Annotated in this window: 24 protein-coding genes, 1 tRNA gene and 1 pseudogene; 10 read left to right on the top strand and 16 right to left on the bottom strand. The window is 62.7% G+C overall.

What is annotated here, in order from left to right; all coding sequences use genetic code 11:
- Nucleotides 1–428: 428 nt before the first annotated feature.
- The 4 genes and pseudogenes from V1290_RS25420 to V1290_RS25410 all read right to left on the bottom strand — a co-directional run bounded on the left by V1290_RS25420 (nt 429) and on the right by V1290_RS25410 (nt 3,673).
- Nucleotides 429–995 carry a hypothetical protein gene (locus tag V1290_RS25420; protein WP_334366904.1) on the bottom strand — a complete coding sequence of 189 codons (567 nt, stop codon included), beginning with the start codon at nt 993–995 and terminating at the stop codon, nt 429–431.
- Entirely contained in the window at nt 980–2,158 is a 1,179-nt protein-coding gene (locus tag V1290_RS25415; RefSeq protein ID WP_334366903.1) for a hypothetical protein, read from the bottom strand. Before V1290_RS25415 ends, V1290_RS25420 begins: the two co-directional genes overlap by 16 nt.
- A gap of 114 nt (nt 2,159–2,272) precedes the next feature.
- Nucleotides 2,273–2,428: pseudogene (locus V1290_RS36570) on the bottom strand (DUF6538 domain-containing protein); the annotation flags it as partial.
- Between the two features lie 204 nt (nt 2,429–2,632).
- Complete coding sequence (locus tag V1290_RS25410; protein ID WP_334366902.1) at nt 2,633–3,673, bottom strand: hypothetical protein; 1,041 nt, start codon at nt 3,671–3,673, stop codon at nt 2,633–2,635.
- Between the two features lie 155 nt (nt 3,674–3,828).
- Between V1290_RS25410 and V1290_RS25405 the strand changes: the two genes are divergently transcribed.
- Nucleotides 3,829–4,152, top strand: a complete 324-nt coding sequence (locus tag V1290_RS25405) for a DNA-binding protein (RefSeq protein ID WP_334366901.1) — start codon at nt 3,829–3,831, stop codon at nt 4,150–4,152.
- Between the two features lie 132 nt (nt 4,153–4,284).
- Here the strand turns inward: V1290_RS25405 and V1290_RS25400 are convergent.
- The 4 genes from V1290_RS25400 to mnmA all read right to left on the bottom strand — a co-directional run bounded on the left by V1290_RS25400 (nt 4,285) and on the right by mnmA (nt 6,816).
- Nucleotides 4,285–4,361 (bottom strand) — tRNA-Met (locus V1290_RS25400).
- A gap of 116 nt (nt 4,362–4,477) precedes the next feature.
- A complete protein-coding gene (locus V1290_RS25395; RefSeq protein WP_334366900.1) occupies nt 4,478–4,864 on the bottom strand; it encodes a hypothetical protein in 387 nt (128 codons plus the stop codon).
- 92 nt (nt 4,865–4,956) lie between these two features.
- Nucleotides 4,957–5,595: a class I SAM-dependent methyltransferase gene (locus V1290_RS25390; protein ID WP_057847181.1), complete on the bottom strand. Its 639-nt coding sequence runs from the start codon at nt 5,593–5,595 to the stop codon at nt 4,957–4,959.
- Between the two features lie 21 nt (nt 5,596–5,616).
- Nucleotides 5,617–6,816: a tRNA 2-thiouridine(34) synthase MnmA gene (gene mnmA, locus V1290_RS25385; protein ID WP_334366899.1), complete on the bottom strand. Its 1,200-nt coding sequence runs from the start codon at nt 6,814–6,816 to the stop codon at nt 5,617–5,619.
- 345 nt (nt 6,817–7,161) lie between these two features.
- Between mnmA and V1290_RS25380 the strand changes: the two genes are divergently transcribed.
- From V1290_RS25380 to flbD, 8 genes are all read left to right on the top strand, one after another.
- Complete coding sequence (locus tag V1290_RS25380; RefSeq protein WP_334366898.1) at nt 7,162–8,856, top strand: flagellar hook-length control protein FliK; 1,695 nt, start codon at nt 7,162–7,164, stop codon at nt 8,854–8,856.
- A 10-nt stretch (nt 8,857–8,866) separates the two neighbouring features.
- The gene (locus V1290_RS25375) at nt 8,867–9,565 is read left to right on the top strand and encodes a flagellar hook assembly protein FlgD (RefSeq protein WP_334366897.1); all 699 of its coding nucleotides are present in this window, start codon (nt 8,867–8,869) and stop codon (nt 9,563–9,565) included.
- Nucleotides 9,566–9,771: 206 nt separating this feature from the next.
- Entirely contained in the window at nt 9,772–10,047 is a 276-nt protein-coding gene (gene sciP / locus V1290_RS25370) for a CtrA inhibitor SciP (RefSeq protein ID WP_002714638.1), read from the top strand.
- Between the two features lie 170 nt (nt 10,048–10,217).
- Nucleotides 10,218–11,843 (top strand): flagellar basal-body MS-ring/collar protein FliF, encoded by a 1,626-nt coding sequence (fliF, locus tag V1290_RS25365; protein WP_334366896.1) that lies wholly within the window; start codon nt 10,218–10,220, stop codon nt 11,841–11,843.
- Nucleotide 11,844: 1 nt separating this feature from the next.
- A complete protein-coding gene (fliG, locus tag V1290_RS25360; protein WP_028349460.1) occupies nt 11,845–12,930 on the top strand; it encodes a flagellar motor switch protein FliG in 1,086 nt (361 codons plus the stop codon).
- Nucleotides 12,930–13,556 (top strand): FliH/SctL family protein, encoded by a 627-nt coding sequence (locus tag V1290_RS25355; RefSeq protein WP_334366895.1) that lies wholly within the window; start codon nt 12,930–12,932, stop codon nt 13,554–13,556. The genes fliG and V1290_RS25355 overlap by 1 nt, the downstream gene beginning before the upstream one ends.
- Before the next feature lie 19 nt (nt 13,557–13,575).
- Entirely contained in the window at nt 13,576–13,926 is a 351-nt protein-coding gene (gene fliN / locus V1290_RS25350) for a flagellar motor switch protein FliN (RefSeq protein WP_057847186.1), read from the top strand.
- Between the two features lie 53 nt (nt 13,927–13,979).
- Complete coding sequence (gene flbD, locus V1290_RS25345) at nt 13,980–15,359, top strand: sigma-54-dependent transcriptional regulator FlbD (protein ID WP_334366894.1); 1,380 nt, start codon at nt 13,980–13,982, stop codon at nt 15,357–15,359.
- Nucleotides 15,360–15,445: 86 nt separating this feature from the next.
- Here the strand turns inward: flbD and V1290_RS25340 are convergent, their stop codons facing one another.
- The 8 genes from V1290_RS25340 to V1290_RS25305 form a co-directional block, all read right to left on the bottom strand.
- Nucleotides 15,446–15,625, bottom strand: coding sequence for a hypothetical protein (locus V1290_RS25340; RefSeq protein ID WP_334366893.1), 180 nt, complete (start codon nt 15,623–15,625; stop codon nt 15,446–15,448).
- A 76-nt stretch (nt 15,626–15,701) separates the two neighbouring features.
- On the bottom strand, nt 15,702–16,286 hold the full coding sequence (locus V1290_RS25335; protein ID WP_334366892.1) for a flavin reductase family protein: 585 nt from the start codon (nt 16,284–16,286) through the stop codon (nt 15,702–15,704).
- A gap of 7 nt (nt 16,287–16,293) precedes the next feature.
- Nucleotides 16,294–17,139 (bottom strand): ATP-binding cassette domain-containing protein, encoded by an 846-nt coding sequence (locus V1290_RS25330; protein WP_334366891.1) that lies wholly within the window; start codon nt 17,137–17,139, stop codon nt 16,294–16,296.
- 7 nt (nt 17,140–17,146) lie between these two features.
- Nucleotides 17,147–17,953 carry an ABC transporter permease subunit gene (locus V1290_RS25325; protein ID WP_334366890.1) on the bottom strand — a complete coding sequence of 269 codons (807 nt, stop codon included), beginning with the start codon at nt 17,951–17,953 and terminating at the stop codon, nt 17,147–17,149.
- The gene (ssuD, locus tag V1290_RS25320; protein ID WP_334366889.1) at nt 17,950–19,116 is read right to left on the bottom strand and encodes an FMNH2-dependent alkanesulfonate monooxygenase; all 1,167 of its coding nucleotides are present in this window, start codon (nt 19,114–19,116) and stop codon (nt 17,950–17,952) included. Before ssuD ends, V1290_RS25325 begins: the two co-directional genes overlap by 4 nt.
- Nucleotides 19,113–20,075: a sulfonate ABC transporter substrate-binding protein gene (locus tag V1290_RS25315; RefSeq protein ID WP_334366888.1), complete on the bottom strand. Its 963-nt coding sequence runs from the start codon at nt 20,073–20,075 to the stop codon at nt 19,113–19,115. Before V1290_RS25315 ends, ssuD begins: the two co-directional genes overlap by 4 nt.
- A 31-nt stretch (nt 20,076–20,106) precedes the next feature.
- Nucleotides 20,107–21,054, bottom strand: a complete 948-nt coding sequence (locus V1290_RS25310; protein WP_334366887.1) for a sulfonate ABC transporter substrate-binding protein — start codon at nt 21,052–21,054, stop codon at nt 20,107–20,109.
- Between the two features lie 214 nt (nt 21,055–21,268).
- Entirely contained in the window at nt 21,269–22,480 is a 1,212-nt protein-coding gene (locus tag V1290_RS25305) for an LLM class flavin-dependent oxidoreductase (RefSeq protein WP_334366886.1), read from the bottom strand.
- A 198-nt stretch (nt 22,481–22,678) separates the two neighbouring features.
- Here V1290_RS25305 and V1290_RS25300 point away from each other — a divergent pair, with 198 nt between their 5' ends.
- Entirely contained in the window at nt 22,679–23,794 is a 1,116-nt protein-coding gene (locus V1290_RS25300) for an ATP-dependent DNA helicase (protein ID WP_334366885.1), read from the top strand.
- The last annotated feature ends 46 nt before the right edge of the window (nt 23,795–23,840 follow it).

Below are 23,840 nucleotides of genomic sequence, written 5' to 3'. Positions count from 1 at the left end.
TGTGCCTGCATATGTGGCCGCGAAAGTCAGCTTGGGGTGGCTGGCGAGACGTCGAGACCCCAGTAGCCGGGCTCTCCGACGCCGGGCGAGTCGCCCGTGTGCAGCTTTCACATCAACCGCAGGCTCTTGAGGCTCGCATGGCCGTTCTTGCCGACGATGGTGCACGGCGATGCACTCCACTCGAATTTGGTTTCAATTGAAAGAACCGGCGCATTAATCCCGCTCTCTACCGACGCTCAGACACGACAGCGTTATGTTGCTGCTGCCAATCGCGCATAGCCGACTTGCGTCGTGGAGCAATGCGAACTGATCAGCAAATACTCAAAACCTTATGAGTCGGCGAGCCAACAAAGGCAGAGCAAGTCAAAATACAATGGCTCCTGGAAAATCCAACGAACACGAAGCGCTGACCCTCTACGAGTCACGTTCTATCCCCTCCGTTTGGAACGCGAGGGCTGCGAAAACGGCGCGACCCTCTTCTCGGCGACCCAAGGGATGAGATTAATTTTCTGCGGCTGCAGATCAGCGGTGACCACGGGCAGTTCCATCACAAATTTCAGCAACGTGGCGATTTCGTGCGACTCGCAATAGCGCTCGCTCGTTTCGGTGTCGCCACCGTGGCCGAGCAGATCGGCGCGATCCTCCACGGCCACCAGCTTCTTCTTCAACTGCGCCCCGAACAGATGACGCACCGCGTGGGACCCTAGCCCCTCTTCCGTCACACCCGCTGCAATGAGGATCGGCTTGAACTGCTTGTAGAAGCGGTCGCCGAGAGGCGACCGGCTGGATGGCGAAAAAAGATCGGGGAATAGCAGTTTGTACCCGAGCGCCTTGATCGCTTTCACATAGGCCAGAAAGTTCAACCGGATCACCTCCGGATGCAGCGGAATGTTACGCTGGGACTGGGCATTCTTGATCCGCCGGCGTTCATTCTTGGCAATGTGGAGATAGGGAAAGGGAATGTCATCGCTGTCGAAGATCACGTCATCGACCATCGCTCCACAGAGTTCCTCGCGGCGGCAGCCCGTGTAATAGATGAGGATCGGCACGAAATAGAGCGCGCAGTCGAAGATTTGTCGAGCGCCTTCCAGGCCCGGCTTTTCAAGCGCGTCCCAACCCGCGCAATTGTTAAACGGAGCCGTGCGGTAGATCGCCATGGCGCGATCGATGGACAGCTTGAGCCTTTCGTCCCGATCACGCGTATCCTTGTCGCTCTTGGTGCGAAGTTTTGAGAGGTCGATCTCGTCAAGGTTCTCCAAGCCGCGAGCGCTGCATGGACGAATATCTGACCAAGAAAGGTCAAATGCCGATTGACGGTTCCGCTGCTGAGACCGCACTTGCTTTTTCCACCCTCCTCTCTTTTTTCATCGAATTCACGTCCCTTCTCGCGAAGCTGCGCGATCGTCAGATGCTCATCCCTGACTGACTTGCCGTAGTGTTTGTATATCTCGAGTAAGAGGAAATCGGCGAACTTGCCCGCGTGTGCCTTGCGCAGTGCATTCAGATCGTCGATCTCCTGGTCCTCAACCATGAACTTGACGAACAGGTTCGAGACGCTCCTAGCCTGCCGCTGGGTCTTTTGATCCCAGTGACCATTCTTGGCGTTCAGCTTGATAACGTCTTCCGCAAATTTCAAGAAGTCTGCCATCGGAATGGCTTGCGGTCCTGGCGCAGGCTCGACCGCCGGTGAATCGCGACGGTGATCCTCGCCATCCACCACAACCGGTGAAACCGGCAGCCGTGGATCGCTCCTCGATAGGAGGATGCGATCCACGACGTCGCCATCCTCGACACGCTGCCCTCCATAGCGGCGGTCGATTTCGGCGAGTGCAAGCTTCATCCCGCGGAAGTAGGTCCCCTGGGCCACGCTCACGTTCATCGCAGTCGGTGCGGCCGCCACGCCCTCGATCATTTGCCGAAGGACACGATCCTTGGTCGGCACCAGGTCGTTCTTCCGAAGCACGATCAGATGACGCTGCACGGCCTCGATGTCGGCTTCCGAGAGTCCGTCGGCAGCCATGCGGATGCGATCCTCGGGACGCACGGCGGCAGTGGCGCCCTGGGCGTCGAGCAGCGTGTAGGTCCACAAGGCCCGCTTGTCGTCCGACCGCGCCTGGTCGACGTCAAAACCAGGCGCGCTTTTCGCAGCGAGCGCCACCCGCTCCAGCTTGGTCAGATGCCGCTCCACGACAGCGCCGAGCATCGTCTCGATTTGGGACCGTGACAGGTGCAGGTCGGCGTTCTCGGCAAGCATCGCGGCGTCTTCCAGAATGGCGTCGAGTTGGATTGCCAGCCGTCGCGCCGTCACCGGGCTCGTCGTTCGCAGGCTCATAAAAACATGCGGGCGACCCTGGAAAATGGCAAGCGCGCGGGGCACGCGCCGACGCCAATAGTAGGTCGCCTCGCGGCGAAAGATGTGGACAGCCATCGGAATGCGACTTCCTGTGCAGCAGGGATGTGTCGCAGAGCTGTGCATCAGCTCCCCAGCCAGGCCGATTTTTCAGTGTTTTCAACGGTGGTCGGCGCGCTGGCTGGGGCGGGAGGGATCGAACCTCCGAGTTTCTTTATTCGTTCCCTCGACCTTTTAGCAATCACTCCCGCCTACTCATCTCAAAAAGCAAGCCCTGGGGCATCAATAGGGATTCATCGAAAGCGCCATGCCCCTTTCACAATAGTGACGAGCCTTGGCGCGCACCAGAGGCAGACGCGCCTTGTTAAAACTCAACATCTTCTTTGCCCGCTTAAATCCGTGGCGTCGTTTGCCGTAATGCTCGGTCGCAGTGCGATCCGTCGCGTGATTCACGATTACGGCGATCTCCGCGCGGGAAAATCCGCTCGCCTTCAGGCACGAGATCGCGAAGTGGCGAAAAGTGTAGGTGCAGACGCGCTTAATTTTCAGCTTCTTGCACGCCGTTGCCAAGCGGCTGTTGACGTTATCCTGCAGCTTCGACCGTCCGTAGTCGTGCCATTTACGAGTGTTGGCAATCCATTTATCGAGTTCAGAAGCCAAGGACGCCTTTTTGATGAGCCCGGACTTCTCAAAATAGATGCTGATATCAATTTCGCAGTTGTCGGCCAGCCCGCGCTGGTTGCTGCGCTTTTCGGCGTCGGCGCGAAGAATATTGCCTTCGCGCTCCAGAACAAGAATTTCCCCGGGGCGCCATCCGACGCGCGAGGCAAGGATGATATATCCGACGATCCAGTGCGAAAATTCATCCCTTTTCGAACGAAAATAGCGGATGAGTGAGCGGAGCTCCCGCATCGGGATCGATTTGCGGAGCTTCGCTCGCTTCTTTCTCTTGGCCGCCACCTGCTTTTGCCGGGCAACCTGCCGGCTTTTTTGGGATCTCTTGATCTTTTCGGCGGGCTTCGGCCGGTCGTACTTCAGACGCCAGAGCAGCGATTTCTCCGATTCCGGATTGTCGCGGATCAACTCCATCATCACGAAGAGCTCCACCAGCTGGCCTAGAGCTGCGGCGACGAGGCGGATATAGCTCTCGGACCATCTGCCGTCGCAGCTCAGAAACCAGAGGACGGCTATGACGACGCGGCTCTCATGGGGCGCGTGGCACGCCTCCGCCGGATGCTCGCGACAGTACTGCCCGATGAATTTGGTAGCTTCGATCTGGTATCGAGCAATCGTCTGATCACTCCTGGCTGGCTCCACAAACATGTCTGTTCCCCACGTTGGTCGATGCGTCGACCAACGATGGATGCCGCACCTGCAAGGCGCAACTCGAGGCATGTGCTTGACGGTTTCCGGAGAAGCGGCGACATCTAAGGAGGCGGGCCGACGAGCCCGCTTTTCACTAGCGAAAGGAGAACAAGATGCCCACTATCCAGGGCTATGGAGCGTCGGTGGAGGCCGCCAAACGCGCCCTCGAGGCAGCGCAGAACGCACTGTCGCGCGATGTCGGACAGGCCGTCGTGAGTGCGCAATGGAGCTTCCTGCGTGACCGGTTCGATGTGAGCGCACTGATCGACTGTATCAGCGAACTCGCCGCACAACCCGGCTTTGTTGCGAAGCTGCATGCCTCCGCTGACAAGGCGCGCAACCAGCAGCCCGCACGCGGCCGGCCGCCGAAGGCGAACAACGGCGCAACCGAGTTGAAGAGCGTCATGCAGTCGAACGGCGGCGCCTTCGCAGTGTAACGTTAAGTTTGTTACTCCGATCGGCCTTTACGGCCGTTGCCGAGAGGTTCACGCAACAGTATCATTGATACATCCCTCGTTGCGTAACAGCGATCGGTCAAGACGAAAGATTTCAGGGATTTACCGGGAATGTGGTAGCGGGGGAGGGACTCGAACCCCCGACCCCAGGATTATGATTCCCGTGCTCTAACCAGCTGAGCTACCCCGCCACGGCATCGCGGTGGCGGCAGGCAATGCCGCGGTCGCGAACGCGCGGCATATAAGGAGCGGGTCGACGACCTGTCAAGCAAAGCGAGCCGTCCGGGCAAGCATCTGCAAAATTGCGCTATTTCGGTCGGATTGACGGGTCGCCGCCGGGACTGCCAGGCGGCGGAATCACTGGCGTCTTGCCATCTTCCGGCGTGGGCGCATGAATTTCGGGATCAACGCCCGGCGGCGGACACAATACACCCTCCGACCGGGCCAGCTTGTCGCCGAGTGGCTCGGCCCGCTGACCGGTGGTCGTTCCTTCCCGCCCCTTCCCTTCCGGAACCGTCGCGCCGGAATTCGGCGCCGGCTGCATCGGCGCGCAATTGGCGGCCGCGGCGCGGTCGGGCGATGGCGGTGCGGTCTGGGCGGGCGGCGTCGCCGGGCTGGGCGGGGCCTGAGCGCCCGCCATACTCGTAGCCGCCATCAACACACATGAAAGAAGAAGTGCCCGGTGCATTGCCATGCCGGGAAAACGGTCCGCGCGCGCTGAGGTTCCGCGGTTAGTGCGCCGCTTTTTTGTTTGACGCGTTTTCTTGAGCGAAAACGCTATGCGCTTCACGATTTCCGAAAACGGATCAGCGAAAAATGCCCCATCGGCGGCATCGGCCGCCGCTCGGTCAGGGTGACGCCGCCATGTTTGGCGGCCCAGTTGGTCAGGCGTTCCCACGGAAATTCCGGCCGCCAGCCCAGCCGCCGCGCCAGGGGCGCGAACGCCAGTTCGAACGCGCGGCGCGGACCGGTTTCGGCGCCGATGTGATTGACCAGAATGAGTTCGCCGCCGGGTTTCAGCACGCGGATGAAATCATCCAGCGTGCGTTCCGGATCCGGCACCGCCGTGATGACATATTGCGCCACCACCGCATCGAAGAACGAATCCGGAAACGCCAGGTTCTTGGCGTCCATCACCGCAAGCGCTTCAACATTGGTCAGGCCGAACTCGCGCACGCGCTTGAGCGCCCGCCGCAGCATCGGCTCGGAAATGTCGACGCCGCACAATTTCGTGTTGCGCGAATATTCAGACAGCGACAGCCCGGTACCGACGCCGACGTCGAGAACACGTCCGCCGATTTTGTCGGCCTCCGCAATAGTCGATCGGCGGCCCTCGTCGAACACCTTGCCGAAAACCAGATCGTAGACCGGCGCCCAGCGCCCATAAGCCTTTTCGACCCCCTCGCGGTCGATGTCCCCAGCCATTCCCTCTGCCCCGATTTTTTCTTAAGTGCGCATCACCTCGGCGAGCGGCGCGGCCTTTTCCTGCACCCCTCCCCTCGTCACCGGATGGCGTGCGGTCGCGCTCTTGATGAATCCGCCGCCGAGCACGCGCGCCTGTCCTGCAGGCGCATCGTAGAACACGCAGGCCTGGCCGGGCGATACGCCCTCCTCGCCGGCAACGAGTTCGACCTCATAGCCGCCATCGACCGCGCGCAGCCAGGCCGGCTGCGGCGCGCGCGTCGATCGCACGCGCACGAACATCTCGATGCCGTCGCCAATGACCTGGTCGAGCAGCCCGTCGCCGATCCAGTTGACGTCGCGCAGCAGGATGCGGTCCATCCGCAACGCCTCGCGCGGTCCCACCACGACGCGGCGGCTGGTGGCATCGAGCTTGACGACATAGAGCGGCGCGCCGGCTGCAATGCCCAGTCCCTTGCGCTGGCCGACGGTGAAATGAACGATCCCTTGATGGCGGCCGATTGTACGGCCCTCGAGATCGACGATGTCGCCGGGCTCGATCGCGCCGGGCTTGAGGCGGCCGATGATGTCGGTGTAGCGCCCGGTCGGCACGAAGCAGATGTCCTGGCTGTCCTGCTTTTCGGCGACTTCGAGGCCGAAGCGCCGCGCCAGTTCGCGCGTCTGCGGCTTGGTCATGTCGCCGAGCGGAAAGCGCAGATAATCGAGTTGCTCGCGCGTGGTCGCGAACAGGAAATAGCTCTGGTCGCGATCGGAATCCGCGGCGCAGACCATCGCGCGCGATCCGTCGGCAAGGCGGCGCGAGGCGACATAGTGTCCGGTCGCGAGCGCCTGTGCGCCGAGTTCACGCGCGGTCGCCAAGAGATCGCGAAACTTGATCGAGCGGTTGCACTCGATGCAGGGCACCGGCGTTTCGCCGAGCGCGTAGCTGTCGGCGAAATTGTCGATCACGGATTCGCGGAAGCGGCTCTCATAGTCGAGCACGTAATGCGGGATGCCGATCCGCTCCGCCACGTTGCGGGCGTCGTGGATGTCCCGTCCCGCGCAGCAGGCCCCCTTGCGATGGGTGGCAGCGCCGTGGTCGTAAAGCTGCAGCGTGATCCCGACCACGTCATAGCCTTCGGACTTCAGCAAGGCAGCCGTCACCGAGGAATCGACGCCGCCGGACATGGCGACCACGATCCGTGTGTCCTGCGGACGGCCTTCGAGATCCAAACTGTTTCGCATGCCAGGGGTCATCGACTTCAATCGCGAACGCGCCATGGCGGTTCGCGGCCAGGGTTTAAAAAGCCTTTATGCATAAGGCCTTAAGGCGCAATTCGGCCATACCGGGCCGGATCGGACTTAGCTCTTTAATATAGGCCGTATTCCCGTGAAGCAATCAGCCGATCGCCATTCTGGAGCTTGTCAAGGACGGCAAATCTTGCCGCCGGGCAGAAAAGGCGGCCGTGGTCACGCTCCGAAATCCCGACGCCATCCTTTTAACTATTTGAAATTACACGATATTTTTTACCGCAGCGGCTGGCCCGGTCCTTGCTGAATGGTAGCCGAGAGCTCAGCGCGAGGGTTACCGTGGTTAGTGTCACGTCAGAAGTATCGGCAAACGCATCTTTCCAGAGCGCGGCGGCGAGGTCCGCGCGGCCGGATTCCGATCCGCCCGGCGGAAACGACAGCTTCGCGGCGCTGGTCGACAGCAACACGGCCGCGAGCCACAACGACCGCGCGCAGGACGCAGCGCCCTCCCCGCGTCGCTCCGACGACGCGCAATCAGCTTCCGACAACCGTTCGCGCGACAGCGCCGCCGCATCCGACAAGGCCGACAAGGCCGCGCGCAACGATTCGAACAATCGCGACGCCGCGGCCAAGATGCGCGACGACAAGACACGGGACGACAAGACACGCGACGCCGGCAAGGTTGACGCCGACACCAACGCCGATGCCGAGACCAAGTCCGCAAAGACCGGTCGCGCCAAATCAAAGTCCGACGCACCGAAGTCCGAGAAGGCGTCGTCCGACGAAGCGACGCAGGCGTCTTCCGCGGACGCCTCACCAGCGGCCGATCAGACCGAACTGGCGCACGATGGAACGGCCGTGGTAACGGCCGACGCGATTGCCGCCGCCATCCCTGCTGCCGCGACGCCGCCGGCGACGACGGCCTCCGCCGCACCCGCGACCGATAAGGCAACCGCGCCGCTTGCCATCGCGGCGGCTGCGATTGCAGCCTCCGCTTCGCTCGCCGCCGAGACCGCACCAGCCAGTCCCGCCGGTGAAAGCGCCGAAGCGACCGCCACCACGACCGCGAACGCTGCGCAAGGGGACGGTACCAAGACCAACGCACAGGGCATCGGCCAGGCCGTCAGCGCGCAGGCCACATCCGCCGACCCGTCCGTCACAACCGACATCGCTCAGGCCGCTTCGGTAGTTGCAGCGACACCCGCCGCCACCAAATCGGCCGTGCCGCTCAAGAGCCCCGATCTCGCCCGAAAAGGCGCCACGACGGTCGTCGAGCAGGTCAAACCCACCGACGCGATCGCACCCGCAGCGCCTGCCGCTGATACCATCGTGCCCGCCGTCACGCCACCGACCGAAGCCGCAGGCAAGTTGAAGACCGAGAATGGCAGCGCCGACACCGCGAAGGCTGACGCCTCGGGCAACCCCATCGTGCCATCGGCCGCCAACGCCAGCGCGCATTTTGCCGCCCCAGATGTCGTCGGCCAGACGCCGGTCAATACGTCCGGCAACGGCCTGCAGGCCGCCGGCACGATCCAGACGCAGCAACCGGCCGCTTCCACCACGACGGCGGCTGCCGCTACCCAACTTACCGCCACGGCAGCGACAAGCGCGGCGGTGCCGGTGAGCGGGCTTGCGATGGAAATCGCCGCTTCTGCCAAGAGCGGCAAGACCCGCTTCGAAATCCGGCTCGATCCCGCTGAACTCGGCCGCATCGACGTCCGCATCGATGTCGATCGCCACGGCCAGGTGACGTCGCATCTGACCGTCGAACGGCCGGAAACGCTGTCGATGCTGCGTCAGGACGCCAACCAGTTGCAGCGCGCACTCGACAATGCCGGCCTCTCGACCGGCAATGGCGGCCTGCAATTCAGCCTGCGCGACCAGTCTTCGCAGGGCCAGAACGACGGCAACCAATCCAATCCCAACGCCCATCACCTGGTGGTGAGCGAAGAAGACAACGTTCCCGCCGTGGTCGCCGGCCGCAGCTATGGTCGCATGCTCGGTTCGAGCGGCGGCGTCGATATCAGGGTTTAAGGAGATCGCCATGGCAGTCGATGCAGCAACCATGCCGACAACGGTCGTCTCGGCGCCGGGAACCGGCACCGCGACGAGCAACAACACCGCGTCGGAGAAGACGACGGGAATCGCGGATAATTTCCAGACCTTCCTGACGCTGCTGACCACGCAGTTGCAGCACCAGAACCCGCTCGATCCGCTCGACACCAACCAGTTCACCCAGCAGCTCGTGCAGTTCGCCGGCATCGAGCAACAGCTCAAATCGAACGAGCAGTTGAAGGCGCTGGTGGAAATCGAAAAGAGCGCCCAGGCGACGCAGGCGCTGGTCTACGTCGGCAACATGGTCGCCGTCGACGGCAGCAAGGCGCAGTTCGACAAATCGGCAACGTGGAATTTCAATTCCGAGAAAGACACCAGCGCGACGATCACGATCACCAATTCGGCGGGACAGACGGCCTATACCGGCAACTATACGCTGAAGAAGGGCGGCTCCAGTTTCGTATGGGACGGCAAGGGCAATGACGGCGTGCAGTGGCCGGCCGGCACCTACACTTTGACCGCCACCGGCAAGGACAGCTCCGGCAACAACGTCGCGATCTCCACCGAGGTCCAGGGCATCGTCGACTCGGTCGATCTCAGCGCCTCTCCGCCGCTGCTGTCGATCGGCGGCCAGAGCTACACCACCGACAAAATCAAGCGCGTGGTCCGTCCGACCTCTTCCAGCTAAGCCCAGCCCACTCGCCTCGGTTGATCCACCGCTCCCGGCCCGGCAATCCCTGATTGTACGCAAAAGCGTCACAGGGAACCGGGCCGGAGCCATTTTCGGTCATTTTCAAGGAGATTCGTATTGAAGCCGTAGGCTTAGGCAAATTTTAAGCCGAGGGGCGTAGGTTACCATGGTGAGTTCAGTGGTTGAGAGTTTGTGAGTACGCCATGACAGAACCCCATCGCCCGAGGGTGAAATACGTCATCGGGCCTGACGGCAGTCCGTTAACAATTGCTGACCTGCCCGCGCCAGGCACCAAACGGTGGGTGATCCGCCGCAAAGCCGAAGTTGTCGCTGCGGTCCGTGGTGGCCTGCTCTCCCTTGAGGAAGCCTGCAGCCGCTATACGCTGACCGTCGACGAATTCCTGTCGTGGCAGTTTTCCATCGACCAGCATGGCCTGGCAGGCTTGCGGACCACCCGGATCCAGCAATATCGCCAGTAAACTCTCCCGGATCGAAAGATTTGATGAAAACCGGCTTCGTTTTGCGAAGCCGGTTTTTTTCATGCTGGAACTATTCGCGGCGGCTTTAAGGGTTGTTAACCATATGGAAACCATCCCCTAGGCAATAATTGCCCAGTCGGTCCCTCGGGCCGAATCCCTGGGGGCGGTTGGTGCAAAGTCTCGTTGCTTTCCTGAAAGGCCTGGGCGCAGCGCGGCTGATGGCCATGGTTGCGGTGACGACCGCGCTGATCGGCTTCTTCGCCTTCGTCATCATGCGCGTCACGACGCCGCAAATGACCACCCTGTTCACCGACCTCTCCTTTGAAGATTCCTCCAGCATCATCAAGGATCTTGAACGCCAGGCCATTCCCTTCGAGCTGCGCAACGAAGGCGCGGTCATCATGGTCCCGAAGGACAAGGTCACCAGGCTGCGGATGAAGCTGGCCGAAAGCAACCTGCCCAAGGGCGGTGGTGTCGGCTACGAGATTTTCGACAAGTCCGACGCGCTGGGCACCACGAGCTTCGTCCAGAACATCAACCATCTGCGCGCGCTGGAGGGCGAACTTGCCCGCACCATCCGCGCCATCGACCGCATCCAGGCCGCCCGCGTCCATCTGGTGCTGCCGGAACGGCCATTGTTCGCCCGCGAGGCGCCGGAGCCGTCGGCTTCGATCGTGGTGCGGGTGCGCGGCAGCCTCGAACCCCAGCAGATCCGCGCCATCCGTCACGTCGTTGCCTCCGCCGTCAACGGACTAAAGCCGCAGCGGGTGTCGATCGTCGACGAAGCCGGCCGGTTGCTGGCCGACGGCGCCAGCAAGGACCCCGAGATCGCCGTCGGCGACGAGCGCCGCACCGCCTTCGAGAAGCGCATGCGCAACGAAGTCGAGGCGATCGTCTCCTCGGTAGTGGGCCAGGGCCGCGCCCGCGTCCAGCTCACCGCCGACTTCGACTACAACAAGGTCACCCAGACTTCCGACAAGTTCGATCCCGAGGGCCGCGTACTGCGCTCCACCCAGACCCGCGAGGAATCTTCCCTCACTGCCGAGAACAATGGCCAGGTAACGGTCAACAACGAACTGCCCGGCAATCAAACCAACACCACGCCGGCGGCCCGCGACCAGAGCAAGAAGAGCGAGGAGACCAACAACTACGAGATTTCCCGCACCACCAAGACCGAGGTCACCGAGGCCGGACGGGTCAACCGGATCTCGGTCGCGGTGCTGGTCGATGGCGCCTACACCAAGAACGAAAAAGGCGAAATGGTCTATCAGGACCGCAGCAAGGAGCAGCTCGACCGCATCGCCACGCTGGTGCGCTCGGCGATCGGCTTCGACCAGAAGCGGGGCGATCAGGTCGAGGTCGTCAATCTCCGCTTTGCCGAAGCGCCCTCCGTGCCAGCGGTCGTCGAGCCGGGCGGGCTTCTCGGCATGCTGCAGTTCACCAAGGACGACGTCATGTACGTCATCGAGCTCGGTGTCATGATGCTGCTCGGCCTCGTGGTGCTGTTCCTGGTGATCCGTCCGCTGGTCAAGCGCATCCTGGCTGCCGAAGTCGTTCCCGCACTGACCGAACCGACGCCCGCATTGATCGAGGGCAGCGGTCCAAACGGAGAACTCGGGCCCAATCAGGCCTTGATTGCCGGCACCAGCGGCACCGCCCAGTTGATCGACGTCGCGCAGGTCCAGGGCCAGGTCCACGCCCAGGCCGTGCACAGGGTTGGCGAACTGGCCGAACGTAATCCGAACGAGACCGCCTCCATTGTTCGCCAATGGTTGAGCGAACCCGCCGAGAGCTGACATGGCCGCCGTACCGCAAACCTCAAACGCCAACGATATCACCACCGTCATCTCGGCGCTGGCGAGCCGTCAGAGCAACCGGCCCAAGGGCAAGCCGTTGAGCGGCCCGAAGCGCGCCGCCATCCTGATGCTGGCGCTGGGCGAGCAATATGGCGGCAAGGTGTGGTCGCTGCTGGACGACGACGAGGTGCGCGAACTGTCGATCCACATGTCGACGCTCGGCACCGTCGAGGCCGATGTCGTGGAAGACCTGCTGCTCGAATTCGTCTCGCGGATGTCGGCCTCCGGCGCCCTGATGGGCACCTTCGACGCCACTGAACGGCTGTTGCAGCAATATCTGCCCTCCGAGCGCGTCAGCGGCATCATGGATGAAATTCGCGGCCCCGCCGGCCGCAACATGTGGGAGAAGCTTTCCAACGTGCAGGAAGAGGTGCTCGCCAACTACCTCAAGAACGAATACCCGCAGACCATCGCGGTGGTGCTGTCGAAGCTGAAGCCCGAGCACGCCGCGCGCGTGCTGGCGATCCTGCCCGAGGACCTCGCGCTCGATGTGGTCGGCCGCATGCTGAAGATGGAAGCCGTCCAGAAAGAAGTCATCGAGCGCGTCGAGCAGACGCTGCGCACCGAATTCATGTCCAACCTGTCGCAGACCCGCCGCCGCGACGCCCACGAGGTGATGGCCGAAATCTTCAACAATTTCGACCGCCAGACCGAGACTCGCTTCATCACCTCGCTGGAAGAGGAAAACCGCGAATCCGCCGAGCGCATCAAGGCGCTGATGTTCACCTTCGATGACCTGATCAAGCTCGATTCCGCCTCGGCCCAGACGCTGATGCGCAACGTCGACAAGGACAAGCTCGGCATCGCGCTCAAGAGCGCCAATGAAGAGGTGCGCGCCTTCTTCCTCGGCAACATGTCCTCGCGCGCCGGCAAGATGCTGCTGGACGACATGGCCGCGATGGGACCGGTGCGGCTGCGCGACGTTGACGAGGCGCAGGCACTGCTCGTCAACCTCGCCAAGGACATGGCCGCCAGGGGTGAAATCACCCTGACCAAGAACCGCGCCGACGACGAATTGGTGTACTGATGGCCGCGCCCGCAAAATTCCTGTTCGACACCGACTTCGCAGCGCCCGACAGGACGCGCGAGCGTGCCGCCACGGCCGCCGAGATCGCGCAGAAGGTCGCGGAGGCCGAGGCACGTGCCTACCGCGCCGGCTACGAGGCGGCCCAGCACGAGGCCAAGGTCGAGAGCGACCGCCGCTCAGCGCTGGCGCTGGAAGAGATCGGCATCGCCATCAAGGGCATCGCCACGCGTTTCTCCGGCATCGAGGCCAGGATGGAAACCGAGGCCGTCGATGTCGCGGTCGCTGTGGCACGCAAGCTGTGTAGCGAGCTGATCGGCCGCGAGCCGCTCGGCGAGATCATGGCGCTGGTCAGCGACTGTTTCTCGCATCTGGTCGCCACCCCACATCTCGTCGTCCGCATCAACGAGCAGCTCTACGAGGCCGCCCGTGAGAAGATCGAACGCCAGGCGGCCCAAAGCGGCTTCGAGGGCCGGCTCGTCATCCTGGCCGAGCCCGGCATCGCCACCGGCGACTGCCGGATCGAATGGGCCGACGGCGGCGTCGTGCTGGAGCGCGCGGCCATCGAAGCGAAGATCAGCGAACTCGTCGGGCGCTATCTGGCGTCCCGCGATCAGGCCGCAATGTGAAGGCCATGAGGACTGAACCATGAGTGACACCGACGCACAGGTACCGCTACCCGATCTCAACGCCGCGGATGCGCCGCCGGTCGACGACCTCGCCTACAACGAGGACGAACAGGCCTCGCGCATCGCAGCCGACCTCGAGGCCGTATTCGACGTGCCCGTGCAGGTCTCGGCCGTGCTCGGCCGCTCCAAGATGGACGTCGGCGAGCTGCTGAAGCTCGGACCCGGCACCGTGCTCGAACTCGACCGCCGCGTCGGCGAAGCCATCGACATCTACGTCAACAACCGCCTGGTGGCGCGTGGCGAAGTCGTGCTGGTCGAAGACAAGCTCGGCGTGACCATGACGGAAATCATCAAGGCGGAACGCAACTAACAATTTTGGCGATACGCGCGCGTGAGGCGCGAACAGACGGACAGGAGACAGACATGCGGCTTCTCATCGTTGGCACATTGAAGGGCCAGCTCACGACCGCCACCAAGATCGCGATGGAAAACGGGGCCTCGGTGACCCATGCCGAGGCGACCGAACAGGCGATGGCCGTGCTGCGCGGCGGCAAGGGTGCCGACCTGCTGCTGGTCGACGTCGCCCTCGACATCCGCGACCTGGTGATGCGGCTGGAAGCCGAACATATTCACGTGCCGATCGTGGCCTGCGGCATCTCCAATGATGCCCGCGCCGCGGTCGCCGCGATCCACGCCGGCGCCAAGGAATACATCCCGCTGCCGCCGGATCCGGAACTGATCGCCGCGGTGCTCGCTGCCGTCGCCAATGACTCACGTGATCTGGTTTATCGCGATGAAGCCATGGGCAAGGTGATCAAGCTGGCGCAGCAGATCGCGGGCTCCGACGCCTCCGTGATGATCACTGGCGAATCCGGAACCGGCAAGGAAGTGCTGGCGCGTTATGTCCACACCCGCTCGACCCGCGCCAAGCGGCCGTTCATCTCGATCAATTGCGCGGCGATTCCCGAACACCTGCTGGAATCCGAACTGTTCGGCCACGAGAAGGGCGCCTTCACCGGCGCGGTCGCCCGCCGTATCGGCAAGTTCGAGGAAGCCACCGGCGGCACGCTGCTGCTCGACGAAATCTCGGAAATGGACGTACGGCTGCAATCCAAACTGTTGCGCGCGATCCAGGAACGCGTGATCGACCGCGTCGGTGGCACCAAGCCGGTGCCGGTCGACATCCGCATCATCGCGACCTCGAACCGCAACCTCGCAGACGCCGTGCGCGAAGGCTCCTTCCGCGAGGATCTGCTGTTCCGCCTCAACGTCGTCAACCTGAAGATCCCGCCGCTGCGCGACCGTCCGGCCGACATCCTCGAGCTGGCGCAGCACTTTGCCAAGAAATACGCCGACGCCAACGGCGTGCCGCTGCGCCCCATTTCCGCCGATGCGCGGCGGGTGCTGACATCAAACCGCTGGCAGGGCAACGTCCGCGAGCTGGAAAACACCATCCACCGTTCGGTGCTGATGGCGCAAGGGGACGAGATTGGGCCTGAGGCCATCCTGACCCCCGACGGCGACCGCCTCGACCTCGCCAAGACCGCGCCTGCCGTGGCCCACGCCACCTTTGCCGCCGAACAGGTGACCCGTGCTCTCGTCGGCCGCACCGTCGCGGACGTGGAGCGCGACCTGATCCTGGAGACGCTGAAGCACTGCCTCGGCAATCGCACCCATGCCGCCAACATCCTCGGCATCTCGATCCGCACGCTGCGCAACAAGCTGAACGAATATGCCGACGGCGGGATACCGATTACGCCGGCGGGATCGGGCGACAGTCAGCGGTTTGTGGCGGCGGGGTAGCACAGATCCCTCCGCCGTTATTGCGAGGAGCGCAAGCGACGAAGCAATCCAGCTATCCGTTCTGCCGCAGAGCATGGATTGCTTCGCTACGCTCGCAATGACGTGGAAAGCGCGGAATAACTCGGCGCGTCGGGCTTGCGGAAAATGTGAATAGGGTCCCCGGGCTGCAGGTCGCGCCCGGTGAAAACAGCATAGGCATACAGCGCGAGATAGGCGATCGCGATCGCGCCGACGCCGTAGAAAACCCAAGTAGCCAATCGCTTCATCGCGGATATCTAGAATGCCGGGCCGCAAATGGCCAGCCCGTCGAGCGCGAGAAATCCGGAACTTTCGGCGGGATCGTCAGGTCCTTCGCGTGGACCGCGATGCAGGCAGACTCACATCCGCCAGTTTGAGCGCGCCTTCGTCGCGGTCGATGGCGACATACTGCCCCTGCCAATAGGCCAGCGCCGCGGTGCGCGTGGAGACGGCAACATCCAGCACGCGCCCAATGACAATCGCATGGGAATGCCGTTCGACCATATCCTCGACTTCGCAATCAATCGCGGCCAGGGCGTCTGTCAGTAGCGGCACTCCCGATACGCGCGTCGTCCAATGCGCGCCACCGAAGCGTTCGGTGCCCTTCAGTCCGCCTTTCCCGGTAAAGCGGTCGGCGATGTCGATCTGGTCCGAGGTCAGGATGTTGACGCCGAAGAAGCCGTATCGTCTCATGAGCGGCCAGGACGAGGCTTCCCGGTTGATGCTGACGATCAAGGCGGGCGGGTCGACGGACAACGACGATACCGATGTAACCGTCATGCCTGAGATGTCCCAGCCTATGCCCGCGGTGATGACGCTGACGCCGCCCGTCAACCGGCGCATCGCCTGGCGAAAATCGCCTGCGGAAACCCCGCGGTCGATCGAAACGTTGCAGACGATAGAGTTCATGGCCACCTCACAGGTCGGACGTGTCTTCAGTCCCTTGCAGCAGGTTCTTCAGGATCGAGCCCTCCAGCGCAGCAAGTTCCGCCGAGCCGCGCCGCCTGGGGCGCGGGATATCGACTTCGATGTCGTGGGCGATGCCGCCATCCTCGATGACCAGAACGCGATCGGCCAGCGCCACGGCCTCCGACACGTCGTGCGTCACCAGGATCGCGGTAAAGCCCTGGTCGTGCCAGACCCGTTCGAGCAGTTGCTGCATCGATATCCGTGTCAGCGCATCGAGCGCGCCGAGCGGCTCATCGAACGCCAGCACGCGGGGACGGCTCACCAGCGCCCGCGCCAGTGCCACGCGCTGCCGCTGTCCGCCGGACAGAACCGCCGGCCATTTCGCCCGCTTGTCGTCGAGACCGACCTCGACCAGCGCGCTTTCCGCCCTCGCCTGCGCATCCTGCGATGCCCGTTCGCGACCAAGCCCGACTTCGACATTTGAAAGCACCCGCGCCCAGGGCAGCAACCGCGGTTCCTGAAACATCACGCGGATGTCTTCCGCGCGCGCCTCCTCACCGAAGTCGATGCTGCCCGCGGTTACGGTCTCGAGGCCCGCGATCAGCCGCAGCAACGTGCTCTTGCCGCAGCCGCTGCGGCCGACGATGACGACGAACTGGCCGGCCGGAATGTGCAGGTCGATGCCGCGCAATACCTCGTTGTCGCCGAACGATTTGCGCAAGCCACGGATGGTAAGCGAAAGGCCGCGAGACGCAGTTCTCGGCCTGCGACGCGCAAACCGCGCTTGCTCGATGATCTCGGCGCGGCTCAAGGGGTCGGCATCCGACAAACGGAAACGAAGGGCTTCTTGCATGATATCCTCAGTGTTTCTGGAAGGCTGGATGCCAGGAGAGCGTCAGCCGCTCCAGCGCGCGCGAGGCGCTGTCGGCCAGCTTTCCGAGCAAGGCATAGATCAGGATCGAGAGCGCCACGACGTCGATCAACATGAACTCGCGCGCCTGCATCGCCATGTAACCGAGGCCCGAAGAAGCGGCGATGGTTTCCGCCACGATCAGGGTCAGCCACATGATGCCGAGCGCGAAGCGCAGACCGACGAAAATCGATGGCAGCGCGCCCGGGAAGATCACCCGCCGGAACAACTCGCCGTCGCTCATGCCGTAGATGCGGCCCATCTCGATCAATTGCGGATCGACCGTGCGGATGCCGTGCAGCGTATTCAGATAGATCGGGAAGAACACGCCGAGCGCGACCAGGAACAGCTTTGCGGATTCGTCGATGCCGAACCACAGGATGACCAGCGGGATCAGCGCCAGATGCGGGATGTTGCGCACCATCTGCAGTGTCGTGTCGGTGAGTCTGCTGGAAATTTGCGACAAGCCATTCGCCAAGCCAAACGCGAAGCCGATACTACCTCCGATCAGGAAGCCGACGCTGGCGCGCCAGAAGCTGACCCAGATGTTGCGCGCAAGCTCACCCGACAGCGCGAGCTTCCAGCCCGCCAGCGCGACGTCGCTCGGCGCCGGCAACACCCGCGCCGAGACGAAGCCGGTGACGCAGGCGGCCTGCCAGATCAGAATGGCCGCGAGCGGCACAATCCAAGGAACCAAGCCGTCGACGCGTGGCAGTTTTGGCGCGCGAACGCGGGGAAGACTGTCGATGAGACTCATGATTGCGACACCTGTTTTTGCGGCCGGTATTCATTGCCGATGGTTTCGCCGAACGGCCCCGTGTTGACGCGGATCGGTGTGACGTTGGTCGCTTTGTCCAGCGACAGCAACGGGAACACCAGTTCGGCAAATCGATAGGCTTCCTCCAGATGCGGATAACCGGACATGATGAAGGTATCGATGCCGATATCCTGATATTCCCTGATCCGCGCCGCCACCGTCTCGGGGTCGCCGACCAGCGCAGTGCCCGCGCCGCCGCGCACCAGGCCGACGCCGGCCCAGAGATTGGGGCTGATTTCCAGCTTGTCCCGGTGACCTCCGTGAAGCTGCGCCATGCGCTGCTGGCCGACCGAATCCATCCGCGCGAAGATCTTCTGCGCTGAGGCGACCGTCTCATCGCTCACGTGCTGGATCAGCTCATCCGCCGCCTTCCAGGCTTCCGTATTGGTCTCGCGCACGATCACATGCAGGCGAATGCCGAACGATAGCTTGCGGCCTCGGCTAGCTGCTACTGCTCTCACGCGGCTGACCTTTTCGGCGACCTGCGCTGGCGGCTCGCCCCAGGTCAAATATTTGTCGACGGTGTCGACGGCAACGTCGATGCCAGCATCGGACGATCCGCCAAAATAGAGCGGCGGCCGCGGGGACTGCACAGGCTGGAACAGCAGGCGCCCCTCCTCGATGCGGATATGCTTGCCGTCGACGTTGACGGTCTTTCCGGTCAGCAGGTCGCTATAAACATTGAGGAACTCGCGCGTTACCGCGTACCGTTCGTCGTGCGGCAGGAAGATGCCGTCGCCCTTGTTCTCAATCGGGTCACCGCCGGTGACGACATTGATCAGCAGACGTCCGTTCGACATCCGATCGAGCGTTGCGGTCATGCGAGCTGCAACGCTCGGCGACTGCAAGCCGGGTCGTACCGCTACGAGATAACGCAAGCGCTCGGTCCAAGGCGCGACAGCCGAAGCTACCACCCAGGAATCCTCGCAGCTCCGCCCGGTCGGCAGCAAGACGCCGAAATAGCCGAGTTGATCGGCGGCCTGCGCGATCTGGCGCAGGTAGTTGAAGCTCACCTCACGGCCGCCGGTAGTGGTGCCGAGATAACGGCCATCACCATGGGTCGGCAGGAACCAAAGGATATTGGCGTTGGGTTGCGCGCTCACGATCCAGACCTCCGTGCCACGTCAGAAATCTTGATTTGTTTTGGAATAAGTCCGAGCGAAAATAACGTGTCCGCGACCTGTTGCTGGTCGGCGATCACGCTCTCGGTGACTGGTTTGATGCCGTAGGACTGCCGCTTGAGCGCGACTTCAACGACCGGAACGGAAAGCCCTATCGCCGGCGCCAGTTGCTGCGCTACGGCATGGATGTCGCCCTTGGCCCAGTCGTCGACCTCGCTCAGTTGAGCCAACACGAGATCGACGATCTTCGGATCGCTGTCGACGAACGTCTTCGACGAGAAGTAGAACTGGTAGTTCGAGACGATGCCGGTGCCATCGGCGAGCGTGCGCGCGCCGGTGGCGGCTTCGGCCGCGGCCAGGAATGGATCCCAGATTACCCAGGCATCCACGGCGCCGCGCTCGAACGCCGCGCGGGCATCGGCCGGCGCCAGGAATACCGGCTCGATCTCCGAATATTTGACACCGGCCTTCGCCAGCGCCTTAACAAGGAGATAGTGCACATTGGAGCCCTTGTTCAGCGCGACCTTCTTGCCTTTCAGGTCGGCAACGGAGGCCAGCTTGCTGTCCTTCGGCACCAGGATGGCCTCGCCTTTCGGCGCCGGCGGCTCATAGGCGACGTACTGGATCGGCGCGCCCGCAGCCTGCGCGAAGATCGGCGGCGCTTCGCCGGTGTTGCCGAAGTCGATTGCGCCGACATTGAGTGCTTCGAGCAGCGGAGGGCCGGATGGAAATTCCGTCCACACGACCTTGTAGCCGGCGGCCTTCAGCTTTTCCTCCAGCGTGCCCTTGCTCTTGAGCAGCACGAGCTTGCCGTATTTCTGGAAGCCGATGCGGACCACCTTTTCCTGCTTGGGGTCCTGCCCGTAGCTGACGCCGACGCTCGCGGCGACCCCGCTCGCCGACAGTACGGCAGCCGTCATCATTCGTTGAAACCAACGCATGTCCTTCTCCTGTGTGAAACGTGCTTTGAAGTCAGGTCTGGGTGGGGCGCCAGACGATCTCGCGGATGCTGATCTTCCTTGGAACGAGTCGCAGCTTGTGGAAACGATCCGCAACCGACTGCTGAGTTTCGATGATGTCGTCCGTGACCGCGCCGATCACAAACGAGGCGCGGTTGGCCGCGACAATCTGGACATCCAGCGGCACGCCGGTCACGGCGGCCAGCGCAGTCGCAACCTCTGTGCGGTGCGCCTCTGCCCATTGCGCGGCATCCGCCAGCCCCTTGATGACATCGCGGGTGTGCTGGACATTTGCATAGGCGAAATCGCGATTGGCAAGATAGAACGAGTTGGTTTTGGCGACCTCGTAGGCGTTGACAAGAATCCTTCCGTTCTGCCGCTTTTCGCCGATCGCAAAGTATGGATCCCAGATTGCCCAAGCCTCGATGCTGCCATTGGCGAACGCCGGTCCGGCGTCGGGCGGCGACAGATAGACCGGCGTAACGTCCTCGTAGGTCAGCCCTGCCTTTTCCAGGGTTGCGATCACGACGTTATGCGCGCTGGTGCCTTTGGTGAATCCGATCCGCTTGCCTTTCAGGTCAGCGATCGTGCGAATCGTCGAATTGGCGGGAACGAGAATGCCCTGCCCGTTGGTGATCTGCGATCCCGCTACATAGACGATATTGGCATTGGCGGCCTGCGCGAAGATCGGCGGCGTATCGCCGACTGCGCCGAAATCGACGCTGCCGGTGTTCATAGCCTCCAGCAGCGGCGGACCGGAGGTGAATTCGATCCATTTGATCGCGATCTGCTTTGGCGCAAAGTGCCTTTCAAGCAGCGCCTGCTGGCGCGCGATCACGAGAACGCCGGTCTTCTGGTAGCCGATGCGGATTTGCTTGACGGATGATTGCGCGACTGCACGCGACGACAACGCGGCGATGGCGCCGCCAACCGACCATCCCAAGAACTTACGACGCTTCATTCCAGTTCTCCTGACGATCATGCGTGCAAGGCGCACGATCATGCGATGTCAGAATGATGGGACGGTCCGTATGAGCTGTCGAGCGTCTCGCGAAAATAACGATGCCCGCACTATCATGCGCGCATCGGGCGCTCTCATTGTTTCAACATTCGGATTGGCTGCAGCGAAATTCTTTCAACACAGAGACGTGAGGTTCCGTCTGCTCATGAAACGTTCACTCCGCAGCCGCTACCTTTGCCGCCGGCGCGACATTGATCGCGAGCTTGCCGTAGCGATCCGTAAAGGCCTCGGTGTCGATCTCCTCGAGTTGGATCGCCCCGCTCATCACGCCCTGCTTCCAGGCGTCGTGTTCGGGGTCGTTCTGGAATTCGGGCATCACCTCTTTGGCGAACAGTTCCAGCGACTCGCAGATGTGCTCATGGGTATTCTTGCCCGCCTGATTGAGCAAGATCACCTGGTCGATGTGGGATGAGCGGAAACGTCTTAGCTTTTTGCGGATGGTTGCCGGCGACCCGATCAGGCCGCCGCGCAGCGCCGCCTCCTGCGCCTCGGGATTTTCACGCTTCCATTTGTTGTACTCGTCCCACATGTTGACGGTGCCGGGGTCGGGACGCTGGCGGTTCTGCGAGGCGCCGTAATAGCGCAGCGCGAACTGGAAGAAGGTGGCGCCGTCGGCACGCGCCCGTGCCTCCTCATCGGTCTTGGCGCACATGAAGAACGACACCAGCGCCATGTTCGGATTGATCTCGTAGTCCGCGAGTTTCTTCAGCCGCTTGGTGATCGCATTGTAATAGGCATGCACCCAGGCATGCGCCGCTTCAGCGCTGACGAACTGGAAGCCGAGCGCGCCAAAACCGTTCTGGCCGGCGCGTTCGATGGTCGGGAGCTGCGAGCACGCCATCCACAGCGGCGGATGCGGCTTCTGAACGGGCTTGGGAACCACGTTGCGCAGGGGGATGTCGAAATACTTGCCGTGATGCTCGGTGCCAACCTTCGTGAACATCGGGAAGATCGCCTGAACCGCCTCCTCGAATACCTCGCGCTTGGTCTCCATGTCGCGGCCGAACGGCGTCAGTTCGGTGATGGAGGCACTCTCGCCCATGCCGAATTCGCAGCGGCCGTTGCTGAGCAAATCAAGCACCGCGACCCGCTCGGCGACGCGCGCGGGATGGTTGGTCGTGAGCTGGAAAATGCCGTGGCCAAGCCGGATATTCTTGGTGCGCTGGCTGGCGGCGGCGAGAAAGGATTCCGGCGCGGGCGAGTGCGAATATTCTTCCAGGAAATGATGTTCGACTACCCAGGCGTAGTCATAGCCGAGCCGGTCGGCGGTCTCGAGTTGCGTCAGCGCATTTTGGTAGAGCCGGAGCTCGTCGCCCTCCTCCCAGGGGCGCGGCAGTTGCAGCTCGTAAAAGATGCCGAATTTCATGACGCCTCCCAGGACCGTTTGTTCAAGACTGCTTGTTGTTTTCGGTCAGTCTATTCGCCGCAAATGGCAAGTCTAGCCTTGGTCGCGAAATGGCAATTCCGCGTCACGGAAGTTGTCTTGCGTGGAACGCGCGAATGGTTAGCTTTACAGTCCGTTGAGTCGCGGCCTTCCACCCGCTCTTCTCTCCATCTGGACCCCATGACCATTTTTACGCCGCATCAGGATTCCGCGCTGAAGGCCGTCGCCGAATGGCTGAAGGCCAAGCCGGGCCGCAACGGCACGCCGCCGGTGTTCCGCCTGTTCGGCTATGCCGGCACCGGCAAGACCACGTTGGCGCGGCACATCGCCGAGGGCGTCGACGGCGAGGTGAAATATGCCGCCTTCACCGGCAAGGCTGCGCTGGTGATGCGCAACAAGGGTTGCGACAACGCCTCCACCATCCATTCGCTGATCTATCGCGCCAAGGAATCCGGCGTCGAGCAGCCGAGCTTTGAGTTGTGGGACGACGCGCCGGCTTCGAAGGCGAAGCTGATCGTGATCGACGAATGTTCGATGGTCGACGCCGAACTCGGCCGCGACCTGATGTCGTTCGACTGTCCACTGCTCGTGCTTGGCGACCCCGCGCAGTTGCCGCCGATCCAGGGCGGCGGCTTCTTCACCAATTGCGAGCCTGACGCGATGCTGACGGAGGTGCACCGGCAGGCGCAGGACGACCCGATCGTGCGGATGTCGATGGACATTCGCGAGGGCCGCGAGCTCGAAATCGGCCGCCACGGCGAAAGTGAAGTGGTGCCGCGCGGCGAGCTCGATCCCGACCGCGTCATGAGCGCCGACCAGGTGCTGGTCGGCCGCAACAACACCCGCCGCGCCTACAACATGCGGATACGGCAGAAGCAGAGCATCGAGGATCCCTTGCCGGTCGCAGGCGACAAGCTGGTGTGCCTGCGCAACAACCGCAAGAAGGGCCTGTTCAACGGCGGGCTCTGGCGCGTCAAGTCGCGGACCCAGCCGCGATCGAAATCGCAGATCCTGACCATGCGGCTGTCGCCTGATGAAGAGTTCGGCCACAAGGTCACCAAGGTCTCGGTGCGACACGATTGCTTCCAGGGCGGCATCGAGGCGATCCCGTGGGAGCAGCGCAAGCCCTATGACGAGTTCGACTATGGCTACGTGCTCACCGTGCACAAGTCGCAGGGCTCGCAGTGGGACGACGTGGTGCTATTCGACGAGAGCTTTGCCTTCCAGGACAGCCGGGCGAGATGGCTGTACACCGGGATTACGCGCGCGGCGAAGCGGCTCAGCGTGGTGGTGTGACGGTCTCTTCCGTCATTGCGAGCGAAGCGAAGCAATCCAGAATCTC

Source organism: Bradyrhizobium sp. AZCC 1578 (assembly GCF_036924675.1).
Taxonomy (GTDB): domain Bacteria; phylum Pseudomonadota; class Alphaproteobacteria; order Rhizobiales; family Xanthobacteraceae; genus Bradyrhizobium.
This window is presented reverse-complemented; position numbering and strand designations above follow the sequence as displayed.

Excerpts from the sequence above, each read along its gene's own strand:
- V1290_RS25420 (WP_334366904.1), bottom strand. The coding sequence starts at position 995 with ATGGTCGATGACGTGATCTTCGACAGCGATGACATTCCCTTTCCCTAT.
- V1290_RS25410 (WP_334366902.1), bottom strand. The coding sequence starts at position 3,673 with ATGTTTGTGGAGCCAGCCAGGAGTGATCAGACGATTGCTCGATACCAG.
- V1290_RS25405 (WP_334366901.1), top strand. The coding sequence starts at position 3,829 with ATGCCCACTATCCAGGGCTATGGAGCGTCGGTGGAGGCCGCCAAACGC.
- V1290_RS25395 (WP_334366900.1), bottom strand. The coding sequence starts at position 4,864 with ATGGCAATGCACCGGGCACTTCTTCTTTCATGTGTGTTGATGGCGGCT.
- V1290_RS25390 (WP_057847181.1), bottom strand. The coding sequence starts at position 5,595 with ATGGCTGGGGACATCGACCGCGAGGGGGTCGAAAAGGCTTATGGGCGC.
- mnmA (WP_334366899.1), bottom strand. The coding sequence starts at position 6,816 with ATGCGAAACAGTTTGGATCTCGAAGGCCGTCCGCAGGACACACGGATC.
- V1290_RS25375 (WP_334366897.1), top strand. The coding sequence starts at position 8,867 with ATGGCAGTCGATGCAGCAACCATGCCGACAACGGTCGTCTCGGCGCCG.
- sciP (WP_002714638.1), top strand. The coding sequence starts at position 9,772 with ATGACAGAACCCCATCGCCCGAGGGTGAAATACGTCATCGGGCCTGAC.
- fliG (WP_028349460.1), top strand. The coding sequence starts at position 11,845 with ATGGCCGCCGTACCGCAAACCTCAAACGCCAACGATATCACCACCGTC.
- V1290_RS25355 (WP_334366895.1), top strand. The coding sequence starts at position 12,930 with ATGGCCGCGCCCGCAAAATTCCTGTTCGACACCGACTTCGCAGCGCCC.
- fliN (WP_057847186.1), top strand. The coding sequence starts at position 13,576 with ATGAGTGACACCGACGCACAGGTACCGCTACCCGATCTCAACGCCGCG.
- flbD (WP_334366894.1), top strand. The coding sequence starts at position 13,980 with ATGCGGCTTCTCATCGTTGGCACATTGAAGGGCCAGCTCACGACCGCC.
- V1290_RS25340 (WP_334366893.1), bottom strand. The coding sequence starts at position 15,625 with ATGAAGCGATTGGCTACTTGGGTTTTCTACGGCGTCGGCGCGATCGCG.
- V1290_RS25335 (WP_334366892.1), bottom strand. The coding sequence starts at position 16,286 with ATGAACTCTATCGTCTGCAACGTTTCGATCGACCGCGGGGTTTCCGCA.
- V1290_RS25330 (WP_334366891.1), bottom strand. The coding sequence starts at position 17,139 with ATGCAAGAAGCCCTTCGTTTCCGTTTGTCGGATGCCGACCCCTTGAGC.
- V1290_RS25325 (WP_334366890.1), bottom strand. The coding sequence starts at position 17,953 with ATGAGTCTCATCGACAGTCTTCCCCGCGTTCGCGCGCCAAAACTGCCA.
- V1290_RS25315 (WP_334366888.1), bottom strand. The coding sequence starts at position 20,075 with ATGCGTTGGTTTCAACGAATGATGACGGCTGCCGTACTGTCGGCGAGC.
- V1290_RS25310 (WP_334366887.1), bottom strand. The coding sequence starts at position 21,054 with ATGAAGCGTCGTAAGTTCTTGGGATGGTCGGTTGGCGGCGCCATCGCC.
- V1290_RS25305 (WP_334366886.1), bottom strand. The coding sequence starts at position 22,480 with ATGAAATTCGGCATCTTTTACGAGCTGCAACTGCCGCGCCCCTGGGAG.
- V1290_RS25300 (WP_334366885.1), top strand. The coding sequence starts at position 22,679 with ATGACCATTTTTACGCCGCATCAGGATTCCGCGCTGAAGGCCGTCGCC.